Genomic DNA, 16,636 nt, shown 5'->3' with positions numbered 1-16,636 from the left:
AACGACGACGACCGGGCGCCCCAGGGACCGAGGCACGCGGAAGCACCACCAGCGCGTCCGCGCCGGCCCCTGCCCGCCGCCCGCGAAGGGACGGCCGCACATGTGCCGATGGCTGGCCTATTCCGGCACGAGTGTCGTACTCAGCGATCTCCTCTACAAACCGGAGCACTCGCTCATCGACCAGAGCCTGCACTCCACCATGGGCGTGGAGACGACCAACGGAGACGGATTCGGGGTCGGCTGGTACGGGCCCGAGCAGGAGATGCCCGCGGTCATCCGCGACACCGGACCTGCCTGGAACAACCGCAATCTGCGGGAGATCGCGAGCCACATCCGCTCGCCGCTGTTCTTCGCGCATGTGCGGGCGTCCACGGGGACGGCCATCCAGGAGACCAACTGCCACCCCTTCCGGCACGGCCGCTGGATGTGGATGCACAACGGCGCGATCGCGGACTTCCACCGGCTGCGGCGCGATCTGTCCCTGGCGCTCGACCCGGCTCTGTTCTCGGCCCTGGAAGGGTCCACGGACTCCGAGGTGATGTTCTACCTCGCGCTCACCTTCGGACTCGACCAGGACGTGCCGGGAGCCGTGGCCAGGATGGCCGGGCTGATCGAGCGCGTGGGCCGCGACGAAGGGGTGGAGAACCCCCTCCAGATGACCGTCGCGGTGTCCGACGGCGAGCGGCTCTGGTCGTTCCGCTATTCGAGTCTCGGCAAGTCGCGCTCGCTGTTCTACAGCAGCAAGGCCGAGACCGTGCGCGCCCTCCACCCCGATTCGGACTTCCTGGGCGGCGTCTCCGACAGCACCCGCCTGGTGGTGTCGGAACCGCTGGGCGGGCTGCCCGGCGTGTGGAAAGAGGTGCCGGAGAGCAGTTACGGGGTCGTGCAGCCGGGCGAGGACGAGTTCCGGCCGTTCGCGCCCGAACCCGTGTGAAAGGCCGCCCGGACGGATCGCCGGGCGGCCTGTGTACCGGGGCTCCTCAGCCTCCGAGCGCGGCGTCGACCTCCTTCAGGAACGGGTCCAGGTCGCCCGGGTTGCGCGAGGTGATGAGCTTCCAGCCGCCGGACTCGTCCGTCACGACCGGCTCGTCCACCCAGTCACCGCCCGCGTTGCGCACGTCGGTCCGCAACGAGGCGTACGAGGTGAGCCGCTTGCCCTTGACGCTGCCGGTCTCCACCAGCACCCACGGTCCGTGGCAGATGGCCGCGACGGGGCGCCCGGAGCCGGTGAACGACCGCACGATGTCACAGGCCGGGCCCTGCAGCCGCAGCGTGTCCGCGTTCAGCGTGCCGCCCGGCACGAGCAGCAGGTCGTAGCCCGCCGGGTCGACCTCCTCCAGCGTCAGATCGGGGCTCACGGACTTGCCGGGGTCCTTGTCGCCGACCAGCGTCTCGATGTCGTCCTTCTTCAGAGCCGCGACATCGACCCGCACACCGCGCTCGCGCAGATGGCCGAGCGGCACGACGAGTTCGTCCTGCTCCACGCCGTAGTTGGTGACGATGGCCAGCACCTTGCCCTTGCTGCCGTTGTCGCTCATCTTCTGCCGTCCTTCCGTCCTACGGGGAACACGCCCGGGAGGTGGCTTCCGGGTCGCAGCCTCTGGGTTCCCCGCACGGACGCGCTCATTCATGTAGCGCCATCGGCGGCGGGCCCACATGGTGGGAGAGGGCCCGGGCAGACGGACGAGGAGAGACATCATGGCCGGTCGGACGGGTGGACCCGCACTTCCCCGGGCCCGCGGCGAGCTCTCCGCAGCGGTCGTCGCCCATCTCCGCGGGAACGGTCCCCTGCCCGCCCCGTCCCTGGCGGACGCGGCCGAGCCCTACGGCGACGACCTCCAGCTCGCCCTGTACGTCTGCTACGAGCTCCACTACCGGGGCTTCGACGCGGTGGACCCGGCCCTGGAATGGGACCCCGCACTGCTCACGGTCAGGGCGGCCCTGGAACGCCGCTTCGAAACCGCGCTGCGCCGGGACGTTCCGCCCGGGGCCGGTCTGGACGACACCCTGGACGCGCTGCTCGTCGAACCGGTCGACGGCACGGGCGTGTCGCACTTCCTCCAGGAACACGCCACACCGGAGCGGCTGCGGGCCTACGCCGTCCAGCGCTCCCTGTACCACCTGAAGGAGGCCGACCCGCACGCCTGGGTGCTGCCCCGGCTCAGCGGGCGCGCCAAGGCGGGGATGGCCGCGATCGAGTACGACGAATTCGGCGCCGGCCGCGCCGACCGCGTCCACGCCCGGCTGTTCGCCGACCTCATGGCGGACCTGGGTCTGGAGACGGCGTACGGCCACTATCTGGACGACGGGCACGCCGAGATGCTGGCGCTCGTCAACCTCATGTCCCTGTTCGGCCTGCACCGGCGGCTGCGGGGAGCCCTGGTCGGTCACTTCGCCGCCGTCGAGATCACCTCGTCGCCCGCCTCGCGCCGCCTCGCCCTCGCCATGAAGCGGGCGGGCGCCGGGCCCGCCGCCGAGTTCTTCTACACCGAACACGTGGAGGCGGACGCCGTCCACGAACAGGTGGTGCGGCACGACGTCGTACGGGGGCTGCGGGACGACGAACCCGGCCTCGAGGCGGACATCGTCCTCGGAATCGAGGCCACCGGCTTCCTGGAGGACCGCCTCGGCGACCGGCTCCTGAGGGACTGGGGCGCCGCTGCGGGGTGATTCCACCTCGTGGCGGACATACGTGAACTGGGTGGGGTGGGCCGCCGTCGGCGGCCCACGGTGCCGACTCGTCCAGCCCGCTACGTGCGTGCTCCGTCACCTAGCGGGACAGCCCTCAGGCTCCGTCCGTCCGCACTTCGCCCAGCAGCCGGCGCAGCTCACGCGTGCTGCCCCGGCCCCTCGCCCGTACGATCTGCGCCGCGACGGCGTTCAGCTTGCGGTTCGTACGCTGGGAGAGTGCGCGCAGGACGTCGAACGCCCGGTCCGGGGCGCAGTCCAGCAGGTGCGTCACGATGCCGATGGCCTGGTCGATCACGGCCCGCGACGCCATCGCCGTCCGCAGCTGCTCCGCCTCCGCCTCCGCTCCCTTGCGGGCGTGCTCGCGGAGAAGCCCGCCGACCGCCTCCTCGGCCAGCATCCCGACCGCCTCCCGGGCCCCCGCCGTCAGCCGCCACGGGCGGAACGCGTACAGGGTGACCGTCGCCGTGACCCCCTCCGCCGCGGCCGGCACCGCCGTACAGGCGCGCAGACCCCGTTCCAGCGCCGCCGCCCGGAATCGCGGCCACCGCGCGTCGGCGACCAGATCGACGGCCGCGACGGGTCCCAGGGAGCGGGCGGCCTCGACGCACGGGCCCTCGCCGGTGTCCTCCTGCAGCGCGGCCAGGACCGCGAGATCCGGGTGGGTGGAAGAGCCGCGGCTCTCCCCGCCGGGGCATCGCAGGAACACCGTCGCGCCCCGGCACCCGGCCGAGCAGCGCATGGCCCGCGCACCGATCCCGACGAGCCACGGCGCCACGGCCGCGTCATTGGTCACCGCATCCATCGGCCGCATCACCCTCAGCCTCCCTGGAAACTACCGGCCCCTCCGCAAACGGAAAGGGCGCCGCCGCGCCGCTCGGCGCCGGGGCACCGGTGATCGGCTAGCTTCGTCGTATGAACGGGCCACCGGCGGGTGAGAGCGGACTTCCTGACCTCGTCGCCCGCGCACGGGAACTGCGCGCGGCCCGGGACCATCCTCCCGCCGAATACCCGGTTCTGCTCGACGCGGCCCTCGCGGAGCTGGATCACGCCATCGACGCCGTGCGCCTGGCGCAGGACCCACCGGGGCCGCCCCGGACACCGGGCGCGAAGGCGGCGCCGCGCCCGTTCAAGGCCATCTTCGACCACCTGCCGTGGCCCGTCGTCCTGACCGACGGGCAGACCGTGGTGCGCCGCCTCAACCGGGCGGCCGCCGAACTGACCGGGCTCCATCCGGGGTACGCCGCGGGCCGCCCCCTCGCCGCCCTCCTGCGCCCCGCCGACCGGGCCGCCTTCCGCGCCCACACGGCGGCCGTGGCCGGAGGCGAGGGCGGCCGCAGCCTCCCGGTCAGCCTCCCCGGACTGCCGGACGGACCGCTGTACGCCACGTTCACCGGCATCGACGCGCCGGACGGACGGGAGCGGGACGTGCTCGTGGTGCTCGCCCCGGCACCGGGCCCCCGCACCGCCGGCCGCGCCGCCGAGCGGGCCGCACCCTCGGCGGTCGTACGCCAGGCCGAGCTCACCGCGCTTCTGGACCGCACGGCCCGCGCGCTCCTGGGCCGCGAGCCCTCCGCGGCCGCCCTCGGCGCCGTAGCGGGGCTCCTGCGCGACGGACTCGCGGACTGGGCGCTGCTCGACCTGGGGCCCCCGGACGAGCCGGTCCGGACCGCGGTCCACGGCCCTCCGGCACCGGACGACGCGGGGCTGGAGAAGGCGTTCTTCCGGCAGGACCCGCGCGCCTGCCCCGTGTCCGCCGAGGTCATGGCCTCCGGCGCGGCGGCGGTGGAACACCTGACGGACGACCTGGACCGGCTGGGCACGGACGAGGACGGCGCCCCGCTGATGGCCCGGGCCGACGTCACCGCCCTGCTCTCCGTGGCGCTGGCCACGCCCGACGGCACGACGGTGCTGGGGGCGCTGACGCTGCTCCGGGGCGGGGCCGGGCCGCCGTTCTCGCTGCTGGAGGCCGGTGCCGCGGAGATCGCGGCGGGACAGATGGCCGTGGTGGCGCGGCGGGGCGGCGTGCGCTGAGCCGAGCGGCGGGGCCGCGCGGCGCGGAGAAAGACCTGCCGGTCACGGGTGCCCGCGCCATGAGGTGGCATACGGCGAAGTGGGGGAGGGTGGAAAGCGCCTCGGCGTGAGAGGGGCCGCCCCCGGCCGATCGAGCATGGAGGACATGATGGTGCGCACGGTGGGTGTCGAGGAGGAGCTGCTGCTCGTCGACGAGCGGAGCGGCGAGCCCAGGGCGCTGTCGACGGCCGTCCTGGCCCTGGCCGAACGGCGCGCCGAGGGCGACTCGGCCTTCGAGGCGGAGCTGCACCGCCAGCAGCTGGAGTTCGCCACCGAGCCCCGCGCGGACATGCGGGAACTCGCGGACGAGATCCTGCGCTGGCGGGCGGAGGCAGCCCGCAGCGCCGCCGAGGCCGGGGGAGCGGTCGCCGCGCTCGCCACCTCCCCGCTGCCCGTCAGCCCGTCCATCGGCGAGGGCGAGCGGTACCGCTGGCTGGCCGACAAGTTCGGGCTGACCACACAGGAGCAGCTGACCTGCGGGTGCCATGTGCACGTCTCCGTGGATTCGGACGAGGAGGGCGTCGCGGTGCTGGACCGCATGCGCCCCTGGCTCGCGGTGCTGCTCGCGCTGAGCACCAACTCGCCTTTCTGGCAGGGCCAGGACACCGCGTACAGCAGCTACCGCAGCCGGGTCTGGGGCCGCTGGCCCTCGGCCGGACCGATGGAACTGTTCGGCTCCGCGCGCCGTTACCACGACGAGGTCGCAGCCCTCGTCGGCACGGGCGTCCTGCGCGACAAGGGCATGATCTACTTCGACGCCCGGCTCTCGCACCGCTATCCCACCGTCGAGGTCAGGGTCGCCGACGTCTGTCTCGACCCCGCCGACGCCGTGCTGCTCGCCACGCTCGTGCGCGGCCTGGTCGAGACGGCGTCCCGGGCCTGGCGGGCGGGCGACCCGCCGGAGCCGTACGGGGTGGGCCTGTTGCGCATGGCCGCCTGGCAGGCCGGCCGCTCCGGCCTGGAGGGCGAACTGCTGCACCCCGCCACCATGCGCCCCGCCCCGGCTCCCGCCGTGGTGCACGCACTGCTCACCCATGTGCGCGACGCACTGGCGGACGACGGGGACCTGGCGGCGGCGGAGGCGGGAATCGAGCAGGTGCTCGAGCGGGGCACCGGGGCGCGTATCCAGCGCGACGCGCTCGCCCGCACGGGCAGTCTCCGCGACGCGGTCGCGGAATGCGTCGCCCGCACGCGCGGGTGAGGCGCGCGCCGCCGCCGCGCGCTCAGTCGTCCGCGTCGTCGGCGCAGACCCGTACGGTGCGCAGCCCCGGGTCCGCCGGGTCCGGCAGGTTCATTCCCGCCTCCAGGCCCGTCAGGAGGTAGCGCAGCACCGGCTCCGTCAGCCGCTCGCCGGGCAGCACCACCGGGATGCCCGGGGGATACGGCGTGATCATCTCGGCGGCGACGCGCCCCACGGCCTGCTCGACCGCTACGTCCTCGGTCGCGTGGAAGTAGGCGTCGCGCGGCAGCCTCGCCTGCTCCATCCGCAGCTCCGCCGGGGCCGGGACCGCCACCTCCGGCCCCCGGGGCAGTGAGGGGGCGTGCCGGGCGAAGTCGCGCAGCGCCGTCAGCAACCGCCCCGTCGTCTCCGCGTCGTCGGCGTGGGTCAGCTGGGCGCTGACGCGCCGGTGGTCCATCAGATGCGCGTCCATGTGGTGGTGTTCGCGGAGCCAGTCCGCCGCCAGATAGCCGGAGACCCCGAGGTCCGCGATGTCGATGACCACCGGCAGCGGGTCGAACTCGGAGCCGGCACCCGGACCGCAGAAGTCGTCGGCGTCGTTGACGTGCATCCCGTCGATCGACTCGATCTCCTCGCGGACCGAAGCGGCGAGGCCGAGGGCGCGCGACATCAGCGTGTGCCCCTCCAGCACCATCTGGCGCCGCCAGCCGTCCATGCCCGCGTACAGCAGCACGGAAGGGCTCGTCGTGCCCAGCAGATCGGCCCGGGACGCCAGCGTGTCGTGGTCGATGAGGTCGCCCTGCAAATGGAACACCGACCCTTGCTCCAGACCGCTGCCCATTTTGTGGATGCTGGTCACACAGACATCGGCACCGGCGTCCATCGCCCACGTCGGCAGGTCCGGATGGAACGGCAGGTGCGCGCCCCACGCCTCGTCCACGACGAGCGGCCGGGAGCGCCGGTGACACACGTCGGCGATGGCCCGCAGATCCGCCGCCACCCCGTACGGCGTGGGGCTGGTGACCAGGGCGCCCTTCGCGTCCGGGTGCTCCTCGAAGGCCCGCTCGTACGCCTCCGGGGACGGCGGGTGCGCGAGATGGCGTTCGGTGTCCCACTGCGGTTCGACCCACACCGGCCGGATGCCCGAGAGGATGAGCCCGGAGATCACCGCCTTGTGCGCGTCCCGTCCGACCAGCAGCTTCTGGCCGTGCGCGGCGACGCTCAGCATCGCCGCCTTGACCGACAGGGAGCTGCCGCACGTCGAGAAGAACGCGTGCTCCGCGTGTACGGCGTCGGCCATCAGGACCTCCGCGCGCTGCAGCACCCCGGACTTCATCCGCCGGTCGTCGAGACCGCCGCTGGCCAGCACGTCGCCGAGGAACACGGCGTCGCCCAGCACGGCCCTGACCTCCGGAGCCGCGCCCCGGGCCTGCTTGTGGCCGGGAGGCGTGAATCCCAGCTCGCCCCGCTGCCGGTACGCGGCCAGGGCATCGAGAACGGGTGCTTCGTGATGATTCTTCGGCATGTCCGCCGCCTTCCCGTGGTCCGCCCCGTCAATCCGTACGCCGCAGGTCCTAGGGGAGCGGGGTGCCGCCGGTCGCGTTGACGACCTCCCCGGTGATGTAACTCGCGTTGCCCGAGGCGAGGAACACGTAGGCCGGAGCCATCTCGGCGGGCTGCGCGGGCCGCCCCAGCGGGCTCTGCTTCCCGAACTCCCGGGTGTCCGGCAGCGTCGCCGGGATCAGCGGCGTCCACACCGGGCCGGGCGCCACGGCGTTGACGCGGATGCCGTCGGACGCCAGCATCTGCGCGAGGCCCTGGGTGAACGTGACGATGGCGCCCTTGGTCATGGCGTAGTCCAGCAGATGCGGACTCGGCTTGTAGGCCTGCACCGACGTGGTGTTGATGATCGACCCGCCGGCCGGGATGTGCGGCAGGGCCATCTTGCACAGCCAGAACATCCCGTACAGGTTGGTGCGCAGCACCCGGTCGAACTGCTCCGTGGAGATCGCGGAGATCCCGTCGGGCTGTGCCATCTGGTACGCGGCGTTGTTGACGAGTACGTCGATGCGGCCGAACTCCTGCACCGCGCTGCCGATCAGCGCACGGCACTGCTTCTCGTCCCGGATGTCGCACGCCTCCGTGAGCGCCTCGCGCCCCGCCTCCTCGACCAGCCGGGCGGTCTCCCGCGCCTCGTCCTCCTCGGTGTCGAGGTGGGTGATCAGCACGTCCGCCCCCTCCCGGGCGAAGGCCAGCGCGACGGCCCGGCCGATGCCGGAGTCGCCCCCGGTCACGACGGCCTTGCGGTCCTTCAGGAGTCCGTGGCCCCGGTAGGAGTCCTCGCCGTGGTCGGGCGGCGGGTCCATGGGCCCCGTCCAGCCGGGGTGCTCCTGCCCCTGTTGCGGAAAGTCGGGCCTGGGGAAGCGCTCGGTGGGGTCCTGGCCGGGTGTGCTCATGGGTTCGTCTTCCTCGCGGTCGTGGGGACAGGGGTTATCGGACGTCGTCGATGACGAAACCGCTCCGGGGCGCGGTGGGGATCCGGTGGAGCGGAATGGCGAGGTCCTGCTCCGGCACCCGGTACGAGAGGCCGGACAGCAGCACCGCGAGGGCGGACAGCAGGGCGAGGGTGATGTCCTCGCCAGGGCAACGGTGTCCCCTGGCCGGGTCGCCGCCGCCCTGCGGGACCAGTTCGTCGGGCCGGACCGGAGTGCCGTGGAAGCGCGCGGGGTCGAAGACGTAGGGCCGGGGCCACAGGTCCGCGTCGTGGTTCTGCCCGTACAGGTCGAGGAGCACCATCGTCCCGGGGCGGATGGCCTGGCCCTCCCAGTCGAGCCGGTCCGCCGCCAGCCCGCCGATGAACGGGGCGAACGGGTAGAAGCGCCGGACCTCCTGCGCGAAGGCGAGGGCGTGGGCCGGATCGCCTTCGCGGAGCGCCGACCGGTGCTCCGGCCACCGGTGCAGGGCGTGCGCCGCGAACGCCGCGAACCAGCTGACCGCGACGGTCGGGCGCAGGATGTTGAGCACCTCGACGGCCGCCGTGCGGGGCTCCAGCAGCGAACCGTCGGCATCGCGATGGTGGACCACGGTACGGAACGGGGCGGGCCGCAGCCCGTCGCCGGCCCCCGTGTCGCCGCTGTCGCGTTCCCGCTCCACCAGGCGCGCCACACGCCGTTCCTGCCGGCGCCGGGCGGCACGAGCGCGCAGCTGCCGGGGCCCGGCCGACGCGAAACCGTCCACCATGGCGACCAGGTCGCGCGCCACACCGTCCGCCTCGTCCTCCGGCAGCGGTACCCCGGCCCACGCGTGGACGGCGCGCGTGAGCACCCCGGCCACCTCGTCGAACAGCACGACCGGGCCCCGGCCGGCCCACCGGGGCACGGTGTCCTTCCACTCCAGGGCGACCCGGTCCGCGAGAGCCCGTACGCCTTCGGGGTCCTTCAACAGGTGGAGGAACATCCCCTTGCGCACCCGGTGCGGCTCACCGTCCAGGGTGTGGACCGCGCCCCGGCCGAACAGCGTGTCGATGACCGGTTCCGGCAGCGCCCCGTGGCGGCGGATGTGCTTTTCGTCGTAGAAGAAGCGGACCGCTGCCGGTCCGTGCAGCGCGACGACCCGCTTGCCCAGCAGCCGGGTGCGGACCGGTGCCCCGCCACTGCGCCGCCGGCGGTCGGGCAGCCAGGCGTAACCCTGGAGCAGGAGGGACAGGGTGCTGTCGGCCATGAGCTCTCCGTGGAACGGAACGGGTATGCGGGCGGCGGTGGGCGGGGTCCGTCGGTGCCCCGCCGTCGATCCTGGGCGCACCGGGACCGGCGCGCGACTCGGAGTCCGCTGGACGGCGCTGCGGCTGTGGTCCCAACCGGCAGCGCCTGCTCCCGCGTACGCCGGGAGCCTGGCCAGGCGGGTACCCGTACCGTCCGGGGACATGCGGGACCGACGGCGGCGATCTCGTATGCCTCGACCGGCCTGCGTCCCGTTTGAATCGGGCATTCCGGTTGAACCCGCGTTCCGGGGGAACCCGTCGCACCGAACGGCCGTGCGGGCACGCCCCGCGGGACGACCCGGGAGGTACCGAGGAGTTATGGGAAGGCATGCCGAAATCGTTCGCGCCCTGGCCATGAGGGCGAAGGCGGCGAAGCTCAAGTCGGACGGCGCCGCGCTGGGCGACGAAAGCCTGAAGGCGGAGGGGCGCCGACGGGAGACCGCCGGACGGATCGCCCAGGCGGAGGCGAAGGCGGCCCGGCGCGAGGCCCGCCACTGACCGACCGGCGGCGCGGCCGTCACCCGACAGCGAGGAGACCACCCATGCGTGCACTGACCTGGCAAGGAAAGCGCGACGTCCGTGTCGAGACCGTGCCCGACCCGGTCATCCAGGACCCGACCGACATCATCATCCGGGTCACCTCGACGGGCATCTGCGGATCGGACCTCCATCTGTACGAAGTACTCGGCCCCTACCTCGATCCCGGCGACATCCTGGGCCACGAGCCGATGGGCGTCGTGGAGGTGACCGGCCCCGAGGTGACCGCCGTGTCGCGCGGGGACCGGGTCGTCGTCCCGTTCAACGTCTCCTGCGGCACCTGCTTCATGTGCGGCGCGGGCCTGCACTCGCAGTGCGAGACCACCCAGGTCCGGGAGTACGGCACCGGCGCCTCGCTCTTCGGGTACACCAAGCTGTACGGGCAGGTGCCCGGCGGGCAGGCCGAGCTGCTGAGGGTGCCCTTCGGCAACACCCTGCCCATCAAGGTCCCCGAGGGCCCGCCGGACGACCGGTTCGTCTACCTCTCCGACGTGCTGCCCACCGCCTGGCAGGCCGTCGAGTACGCCGCGATCCCGCCCGGCGGCAGCGTCACCGTCCTCGGGCTCGGCCCGATCGGCGACATGGCCGCCCGCATCGCCCTGCACCGGGGCGCCGGCCTGGTCATCGGCGTGGACCTGGTCCCCGAACGCCTCGCCCGCTCGGCCGCGCGGGGCGTCCAGACCCTCGACCTGAGCCGCTACGGCAAGGACCTGCCGGACGCGGTCCGGGACCTCACCGGCGGCCGGGGCACCGACGCGGTCATCGACGCCGTCGGCATGGAGGCCCACGCCACCGGGGCACCGATCGGCAAGGCCGGTCAGTGGGCGGTCGGCCTGCTGCCGGACGCGGCGGCCCGCCCGCTCATGGAACGCGCCGGCATCGACCGGCTCAGCGCCCTCCTCACCGCCATCGACGTGGTGCGCCGGGGCGGCACCCTCTCCATCTCCGGTGTCTACGGCGGCGCCGTGGACCCGCTGCCCCTGCTCACCATGTTCGACAAGCAGATCCAGCTCCGGATGGGCCAGGCGAACGTCAAGCACTGGGTGCCCGACATCCTGCCGCTGCTCGTGGACGAGGACCCGCTGGGCGTGGACGGCTTCGCCACGCACCACCTGCCGCTGGAGGACGGCCCGAAGGCGTACGAGACCTTCCAGGCGAAGGCCGACGGCATGGTCAAGACGCTGCTGCGGCCCTGACACCGCGACGCAAGGAGTCACCGTGAACGCATCGCAAGGGCTGCGCGTCGTCGTCACGGGCGCCACCGGCAACGTCGGCACGAGCCTCGTCAGGTCCCTGGCGCGGGACCCGGACGTCGGGTCGGTCCTCGGCCTGGCCCGGCGGCTGCCCGGCCTCACCCTGCCCGGCGTCGAGTGGGGGAGGGTGGACCTCTCCCGCCCGGACAGCGCCCGGACACTCGGCTCCCTGCTGACGGGCGCGGACGCCGTCGTCCATCTGGCCTGGCGCTTCCAGCCCACCCACGACCCCGTCGTCACCTGGCGCAGCAACGTCGAGGGCTCCCTGCGCGTCTTCGACGCGGTGCGCACGGCCGGGGTCCCGGCACTGGTCCACGCCTCGTCCGTGGGCGCCTACTCGCCCGGGCCCAAGCGCGAGCCCGGTGTGGACGAACAGTGGCCGACCCACGGCTGGCCGGACGCGGCTTACTGCCGGGAGAAGGCGTACCTGGAACGGGTCCTGGACACCTTCGAGCTGCGCCACCCGCAGATCCGGGTGGTACGGATGCGGCCCGGGTTCCTCTTCAAGGAGACGGCCGCTCCCGAGCAGCGGCGCATCTTCGGCGGGAAATACCTTCCCGGCGTACTCCTCCGCCCCGACCTGCTGCCCTTCGTACCCGACCTGGAGGGGCTGAGGTTCCAGGTGCTGCACACGGACGACGCGGCCGAGGCGTACCGGCTCGCCGTGCTCGGCGACGTGCGCGGCCCCTTCAACCTGGCCGCCGACACCGTCACCGACGCCCGGTCCCTGGGCGCCCTCCTCGACGCCCGGGTGGTACGCGCGCCCGTACCGCTCGTACGCGGAGCGCTGGCGACCGCCTGGCACGCCCGGGCGGTCCCGGCATCGCCCCACCTCTTCGACGCGGTGCTCCGCCTGCCCGTCATGGACTGCGCCCGGGCCCACGAGGAGCTGGACTGGCGGCCCCGCTACTCGGCGTCCGAGGCGCTGACGGCGTTCCTGCGCGGCGTCGTGCGCGGCACAGGCGAGGCGACCGCCCCGCTGGCGGGCAGCCGGTGGAGCTGATGGGTGCCGACGGGGCGGCGGGCGGCGCCCAGCCCTTCGTGCCGGCGCGGGGCGGCGTCGCCGCGCTCCGCCGGGCAGCGGTGGACTGCCGCGGCTGCCCCTTGTACGAGAACGCGACGCAGACCGTCTTCGGGGACGGGCCCGCCCATGCCCGTGCGGTCGTCGTCGGCGAGCAGCCCGGCGACCAGGAGGACCGGGCGGGCGAGCCCTTCGTGGGCCCGGCCGGGCACCTCCTGCGCAAGGCGCTGGCCGACGCGGAGATGGCCGAGGGCGACGTGTACTTCACGAATGCCGTCAAGCACTTCAAGTTCACCACGGCCGGCGAGGGCAGACGCCGCATTCACAAGGCGCCCAGCCTGCGCGAGATGACGGCCTGCCGCCCCTGGCTCTCCGAGGAACTGCAGCGGGTCGACCCCGAGCTGGTGGTCGTCCTCGGAGCCACCGCGGGCAAGTCCGTCCTGGGCAACTCCTTCAAGGTCACCGAGAGCCGCGGCACCCTGCTGTACCTGCCCGTCGCCGCACTCCCCACGCCCGCCCGGGCCGGGCGGGACGGGGACGGCCCCGCGCGGGGACTGGTCGCCACCGTGCACCCCTCCGCCGTGCTGAGAGCGCCGGACAGGGCGGAGGCGTACCGTGGGCTCGTCGCCGACCTGCGCGTGGCGGCGCGGTTCCTGCGGTGAGCGGACGAGCGACATGGCCCACGGTTCCGGCTCGCCGCAAGGCCCCACGGATGCCACCATGACACCCATGTCCCGCAAGGCGCTGATCGTCATCGACATGATCAACCCGTACGACCACGAGGACGCCGACCAGCTCCTCCCCTCGGCCGAGCGGGCCGTGCCCGTCATCGCGGACCTGCTGAAGGCGGCCCGGGGAAGCGGTTCCCTCGTGATCTACGCCAACGACAACTTCGGGGACTGGCGCTCCCACCACGGGGAGATCGTCGAGGCGGCCATGGCGGGGGCCCGCCCCGACCTCGTGGAACCGCTGAAGCCCGACGAGAACTCGCTCTTCGTGGTCAAGGCCCGGCACTCGATCTTCTACGAGACGCCCCTGCCGTACCTGCTCCACCAGTTGGACGTCGGCCATCTCGTCCTGACCGGTCAGGTGACCGAGCAGTGCATCCTCTACTCCGCGCTCGACGCGCACATCCGCCACCTGGACCTGACCATCCCGCGCGACGGGGTGGCCCACATCCACGCCGACCTGGCCGACGCCGCGCTGCGGATGACCGAACGGAACATGGGCGCCCGGGTGTGCGCCGCCGGCGAGATCGACCTGTGACACCGGCGGGCCACGCCGCCACGAAAGGACCACCATGACGCGCGCCGCACTGTTCGACGTGGACGGCACCCTGGTCGACACCAACTACCTGCACGTCACCGCGTGGTGGGAGGCGTTCCACCAGGCCGGGCACACCGTGCCGATGCGCGCGATCCACCGCGCGGTCGGCCTCGGCTCCGACGACCTCGTCGCCCATCTGCTCGGCCCCGACCGGGACGGGCGACAGGACGACGGCATCACCGCGACGCACTCCGCGCTGTACGCGACCTCCTTCGAACGCCTGCCCCCGCTGGAGGGCGCGGCGGACCTGCTGCGCGCGCTGGCCGGCCGGGGCTGGACGATCGTCCTCGCCACCTCCGCCTCCGGGCCCGAGCTGCAGGCTCTGCGGCGGGCGCTCGACGCCGACGACGTCATCTCCGGCACCGCCAGCTCCGACGACGTGGACGAGGGGAAGCCCGCACCGGACCCGATCCGCCACGCGCTGGACATCGCCGGCGCCACCAGCGAGGAGGCCGTGTACATCGGCGACTCGGTCTGGGACATGGCGGCGGCGACCAAGGCGTCGGTTCCCGCCGTGGGTCTGCTGTCGGGCGGCATCCCCCGGGCGGACCTGGAGGCGGCCGGGGCCGTGGAGGTCCACGCCTCCCCGGCCGCGCTCCTGGGCCGCCTCGACTCCGGCGTCATCGGCCGGATGACCCCGTAGGCCCTACCCGCCGTTGCACAGGCAGAACGGGTGCCCGGCCGGGTCCGCGAAGACCCGGAAGTCGCGCTTGCCGCCGTCGTCGTCCACGTCGAGCGGCGTGGCCCCCAGGGCGAGCACCTCGCGCTGGGCGGCCTCCATGTCCTCCACCTCGAAGTCCAGGTGCTCCTGCTGGGAGTTGCGGTCCGCGCGCGGCCACTCCGGCGGCTGGTGATCCGGGGCCAGCTGGAAGGCCAGCCGCGCGCCGCCGGGCACGCGGAGCTCGTACCAGCGGTCGTTGTCGTGCGTCACCTCCCCGCCCAGCACCTTCTGGTAGAAACCGGCGAGCGCCGCCGGGTCCGGGCAGTCGACGGCAACCAGGCAGTAGGTCGCGACAGCCATGTCGTTCCTCGCTCTCGGTGTACGCGGATGTGCGGGCGTCGCTCCTACGGGTTCCGCGTCCGGCACGGGGGAAACACGATCCGGAAGTCTTGCCGCCGGTACGTTTCGACCGCCGGAGATCGGTAACCCGGGAGATATGGTGCAATTCGGATACACGATGATGACCGAGCAGTCGGGACCGCGAGCCCTCGTGGCGGACGTGGTGGCGGCCGAGCAGGCCGGCTTCGACTTCTCCGTGACCTCCGACCACTACTTCCCCTGGCTGAAGTCCCAGGGCCACGCCCCGTACGCCTGGAGCGTGCTGGGCGCCGCCGCGCAGGCCACCACCCGCATCCCGCTGATGACGTACGTGACCTGCCCGACCACCCGCTACCACCCGGCCGTCGTGGCGCAGAAGGCCGCCACGCTGCAACTGCTCTCCGAGGGGCGGTTCCGGCTCGGGCTCGGCTCCGGCGAGAGCCTGAACGAACACGTGGTGGGCGGCGGCTGGCCGGACGCCCGGGTGCGGCTCGACAAGCTCGAGGAGGCCGTGGAGATCATCAAGGCGCTCCTCGCCGGAGGCTACGTCAACCACCACGGCCCCCACTTCGACGTGGAGAACGCCAAGCTGTGGGACGTGCCCGACGTGGCCGTGCCCCTCGGCGTCGCCGTCTCCGGCGACCGGTCGTGCGAGATCGCGGGCCGGCTCGCGGACCTCGTGATCGCCACCGAGCCCAAGGAAGAGCTGCTCACCGACTTCGACCGGCACGGCGGTGGCGGAAAGCCCCGGGTCGGCCAGCTGCCCGTCTGCTACGACCCCGACCGCGACGCGGCGGTGAAGCGCGCCCACGACCAGTTCCGCTGGTCCGTCGGCGGCTGGAAGGTCAACTCGGAACTGCCGGGCCCCTCCGCCTTCGACCAGGCCACGCAGTACGTCCGGCCCGAAGACATCGCCGAGGCGGTGCCCTGCGGCGACGACGTCGGGCAGTTCGTGGAAGCGGTCCGCCCCTTCACCGAGGCGGGGTTCACCGAGGTCGCCCTCGTACAGATCGGCGGAGACCACCAGAAGCCGTTCATCGACTGGGCCCAGGAGAAGCTGCTTCCCGCGCTGCGCGCCATGTGACGTGCGTACGGATCACGCCCCGCGCCCGGCGCGGTCGCGCCCGTTCGGCGAGCGCGCCATCGCCCAGGCCGGGAAGACGAACCAGCAGACGAAGGACCACAGCGCCATCCCGCCCACCAGCCACAGGGCGAGCGTGTTGTGCAGCGCCACCCGCATGATGAGCAGCAGCGCCGAACACATCGTGCAGAACAGCAGCACGAGCCCGAGGAGGGTGAGCCGTGAGGCCCACACCACCGTCTCCGGCTTCAGATGGCGACCGGTCAGCAGCCGGTGGTAGCTGACCGGCCCGATCAGCGCGGCCGCCGTGGCGGAACCCAGGAGCACCGTGACGACGTAGATCGTCCTGTCGGTGTCCGAGAGGGTGGTGAAGCGCGGCTGGAAGACGACCGCGAGCAGGAAGCCGAAGAGGATCTGCACCCCGGTCTGTGCCACCCGCAGTTCCTGGAGCAGTTCCGTCCACCGGCGGTCCGCCCGCTCCTCGGTCGTCTCGTCCCGCCCCCGGTGGGCGTCGTCGCGGCCGTCCCGGTCCGCTCGTCCGTTGTCCATGTGTGGTGTCCCTCCCTCGTGCCGGAACCTTTGTGCGCGGGCCGTCGGGCCCCCGCACCAAAGTAACGGCCCCACCCCCGGGACTCACCGCCCCACCGCCAAAACAAAAAGCACCAGGTTGAAAGTGGG

At 73.1% G+C, this 16,636-nt stretch carries 18 protein-coding genes; 11 read left to right on the top strand and 7 right to left on the bottom strand.

Translation table 11 applies throughout. The annotated features are described in order from the left end of the window. Positions 1-100 precede the first annotated feature (100 nt). The gene (locus tag AB0L33_RS14935) at positions 101-934 is read left to right on the top strand and encodes a class II glutamine amidotransferase (protein ID WP_365681308.1); all 834 of its coding nucleotides are present in this window, start codon (positions 101-103) and stop codon (positions 932-934) included. A 46-nt stretch (positions 935-980) separates the two neighbouring features. On the opposite strand, the gene AB0L33_RS14930 is transcribed toward AB0L33_RS14935, so the two are convergent. Further along, positions 981-1,538 carry a type 1 glutamine amidotransferase domain-containing protein gene (locus AB0L33_RS14930; protein ID WP_365681306.1) on the bottom strand — a complete coding sequence of 186 codons (558 nt, stop codon included), beginning with the start codon at positions 1,536-1,538 and terminating at the stop codon, positions 981-983. Positions 1,539-1,698: 160 nt separating this feature from the next. Between AB0L33_RS14930 and AB0L33_RS14925 the strand changes: the two genes are divergently transcribed. Then, positions 1,699-2,670, top strand: coding sequence for an iron-containing redox enzyme family protein (locus AB0L33_RS14925; RefSeq protein ID WP_365681304.1), 972 nt, complete (start codon positions 1,699-1,701; stop codon positions 2,668-2,670). Positions 2,671-2,785: 115 nt separating this feature from the next. Here the strand turns inward: AB0L33_RS14925 and AB0L33_RS14920 are convergent, their stop codons facing one another. Next, the gene (locus tag AB0L33_RS14920) at positions 2,786-3,502 is read right to left on the bottom strand and encodes a GAF and ANTAR domain-containing protein (protein WP_365681301.1); all 717 of its coding nucleotides are present in this window, start codon (positions 3,500-3,502) and stop codon (positions 2,786-2,788) included. 101 nt (positions 3,503-3,603) lie between these two features. Between AB0L33_RS14920 and AB0L33_RS14915 the strand changes: the two genes are divergently transcribed. Both AB0L33_RS14915 and AB0L33_RS14910 read left to right on the top strand, forming a co-directional pair. Next, the gene (locus tag AB0L33_RS14915; RefSeq protein ID WP_365681299.1) at positions 3,604-4,722 is read left to right on the top strand and encodes a PAS domain-containing protein; all 1,119 of its coding nucleotides are present in this window, start codon (positions 3,604-3,606) and stop codon (positions 4,720-4,722) included. A 148-nt stretch (positions 4,723-4,870) separates the two neighbouring features. Further along, entirely contained in the window at positions 4,871-5,962 is a 1,092-nt protein-coding gene (locus tag AB0L33_RS14910) for a glutamate--cysteine ligase (RefSeq protein ID WP_365681430.1), read from the top strand. Positions 5,963-5,984: 22 nt separating this feature from the next. Here the strand turns inward: AB0L33_RS14910 and AB0L33_RS14905 are convergent, their stop codons facing one another. Genes AB0L33_RS14905 through AB0L33_RS14895 form a run of 3 tightly spaced genes read right to left on the bottom strand, consistent with a single transcriptional unit; the run spans position 5,985 to position 9,661 of the window. After that, positions 5,985-7,466 (bottom strand): aminotransferase class I/II-fold pyridoxal phosphate-dependent enzyme, encoded by a 1,482-nt coding sequence (locus AB0L33_RS14905; protein WP_365681297.1) that lies wholly within the window; start codon positions 7,464-7,466, stop codon positions 5,985-5,987. A 49-nt stretch (positions 7,467-7,515) separates the two neighbouring features. Further along, a complete protein-coding gene (locus AB0L33_RS14900) occupies positions 7,516-8,397 on the bottom strand; it encodes an SDR family oxidoreductase (protein WP_365681295.1) in 882 nt (293 codons plus the stop codon). A gap of 34 nt (positions 8,398-8,431) precedes the next feature. Then, on the bottom strand, positions 8,432-9,661 hold the full coding sequence (locus AB0L33_RS14895) for a cytochrome P450 (RefSeq protein WP_365681293.1): 1,230 nt from the start codon (positions 9,659-9,661) through the stop codon (positions 8,432-8,434). Between the two features lie 358 nt (positions 9,662-10,019). Between AB0L33_RS14895 and AB0L33_RS14890 the strand changes: the two genes are divergently transcribed. From AB0L33_RS14890 to AB0L33_RS14865, 6 genes are all read left to right on the top strand, one after another. After that, positions 10,020-10,199: a hypothetical protein gene (locus tag AB0L33_RS14890; protein WP_361035927.1), complete on the top strand. Its 180-nt coding sequence runs from the start codon at positions 10,020-10,022 to the stop codon at positions 10,197-10,199. A 44-nt stretch (positions 10,200-10,243) separates the two neighbouring features. Next, positions 10,244-11,434, top strand: a complete 1,191-nt coding sequence (locus AB0L33_RS14885; RefSeq protein WP_365681290.1) for an alcohol dehydrogenase catalytic domain-containing protein — start codon at positions 10,244-10,246, stop codon at positions 11,432-11,434. A 22-nt stretch (positions 11,435-11,456) separates the two neighbouring features. Next, positions 11,457-12,494, top strand: a complete 1,038-nt coding sequence (locus AB0L33_RS14880; RefSeq protein ID WP_365681288.1) for an NAD-dependent epimerase/dehydratase family protein — start codon at positions 11,457-11,459, stop codon at positions 12,492-12,494. Continuing rightward, positions 12,494-13,174, top strand: coding sequence for a UdgX family uracil-DNA binding protein (locus AB0L33_RS14875; RefSeq protein WP_365681286.1), 681 nt, complete (start codon positions 12,494-12,496; stop codon positions 13,172-13,174). The genes AB0L33_RS14880 and AB0L33_RS14875 overlap by 1 nt, the downstream gene beginning before the upstream one ends. A 67-nt stretch (positions 13,175-13,241) precedes the next feature. Next, entirely contained in the window at positions 13,242-13,778 is a 537-nt protein-coding gene (locus tag AB0L33_RS14870) for an isochorismatase family cysteine hydrolase (protein ID WP_365681428.1), read from the top strand. 34 nt (positions 13,779-13,812) lie between these two features. After that, a complete protein-coding gene (locus tag AB0L33_RS14865) occupies positions 13,813-14,481 on the top strand; it encodes an HAD family hydrolase (RefSeq protein ID WP_365681284.1) in 669 nt (222 codons plus the stop codon). 3 nt (positions 14,482-14,484) lie between these two features. Here the strand turns inward: AB0L33_RS14865 and AB0L33_RS14860 are convergent, their stop codons facing one another. Continuing rightward, complete coding sequence (locus AB0L33_RS14860) at positions 14,485-14,859, bottom strand: VOC family protein (protein WP_365681282.1); 375 nt, start codon at positions 14,857-14,859, stop codon at positions 14,485-14,487. A 136-nt stretch (positions 14,860-14,995) separates the two neighbouring features. Here AB0L33_RS14860 and AB0L33_RS14855 point away from each other — a divergent pair, with 136 nt between their 5' ends. Beyond that, complete coding sequence (locus AB0L33_RS14855) at positions 14,996-15,961, top strand: LLM class F420-dependent oxidoreductase (protein ID WP_365681280.1); 966 nt, start codon at positions 14,996-14,998, stop codon at positions 15,959-15,961. Positions 15,962-15,973: 12 nt separating this feature from the next. Here AB0L33_RS14855 and AB0L33_RS14850 read toward each other — a convergent pair whose 3' ends face one another. Then, positions 15,974-16,507, bottom strand: a complete 534-nt coding sequence (locus AB0L33_RS14850) for a DUF6328 family protein (protein ID WP_365681278.1) — start codon at positions 16,505-16,507, stop codon at positions 15,974-15,976. Positions 16,508-16,636: the final 129 nt, after the last annotated feature.

Source organism: Streptomyces sp. NPDC052299 (assembly GCF_040679335.1).
Taxonomy (GTDB): Bacteria; Actinomycetota; Actinomycetes; order Streptomycetales; family Streptomycetaceae; genus Streptomyces.
This window is presented reverse-complemented; position numbering and strand designations above follow the sequence as displayed.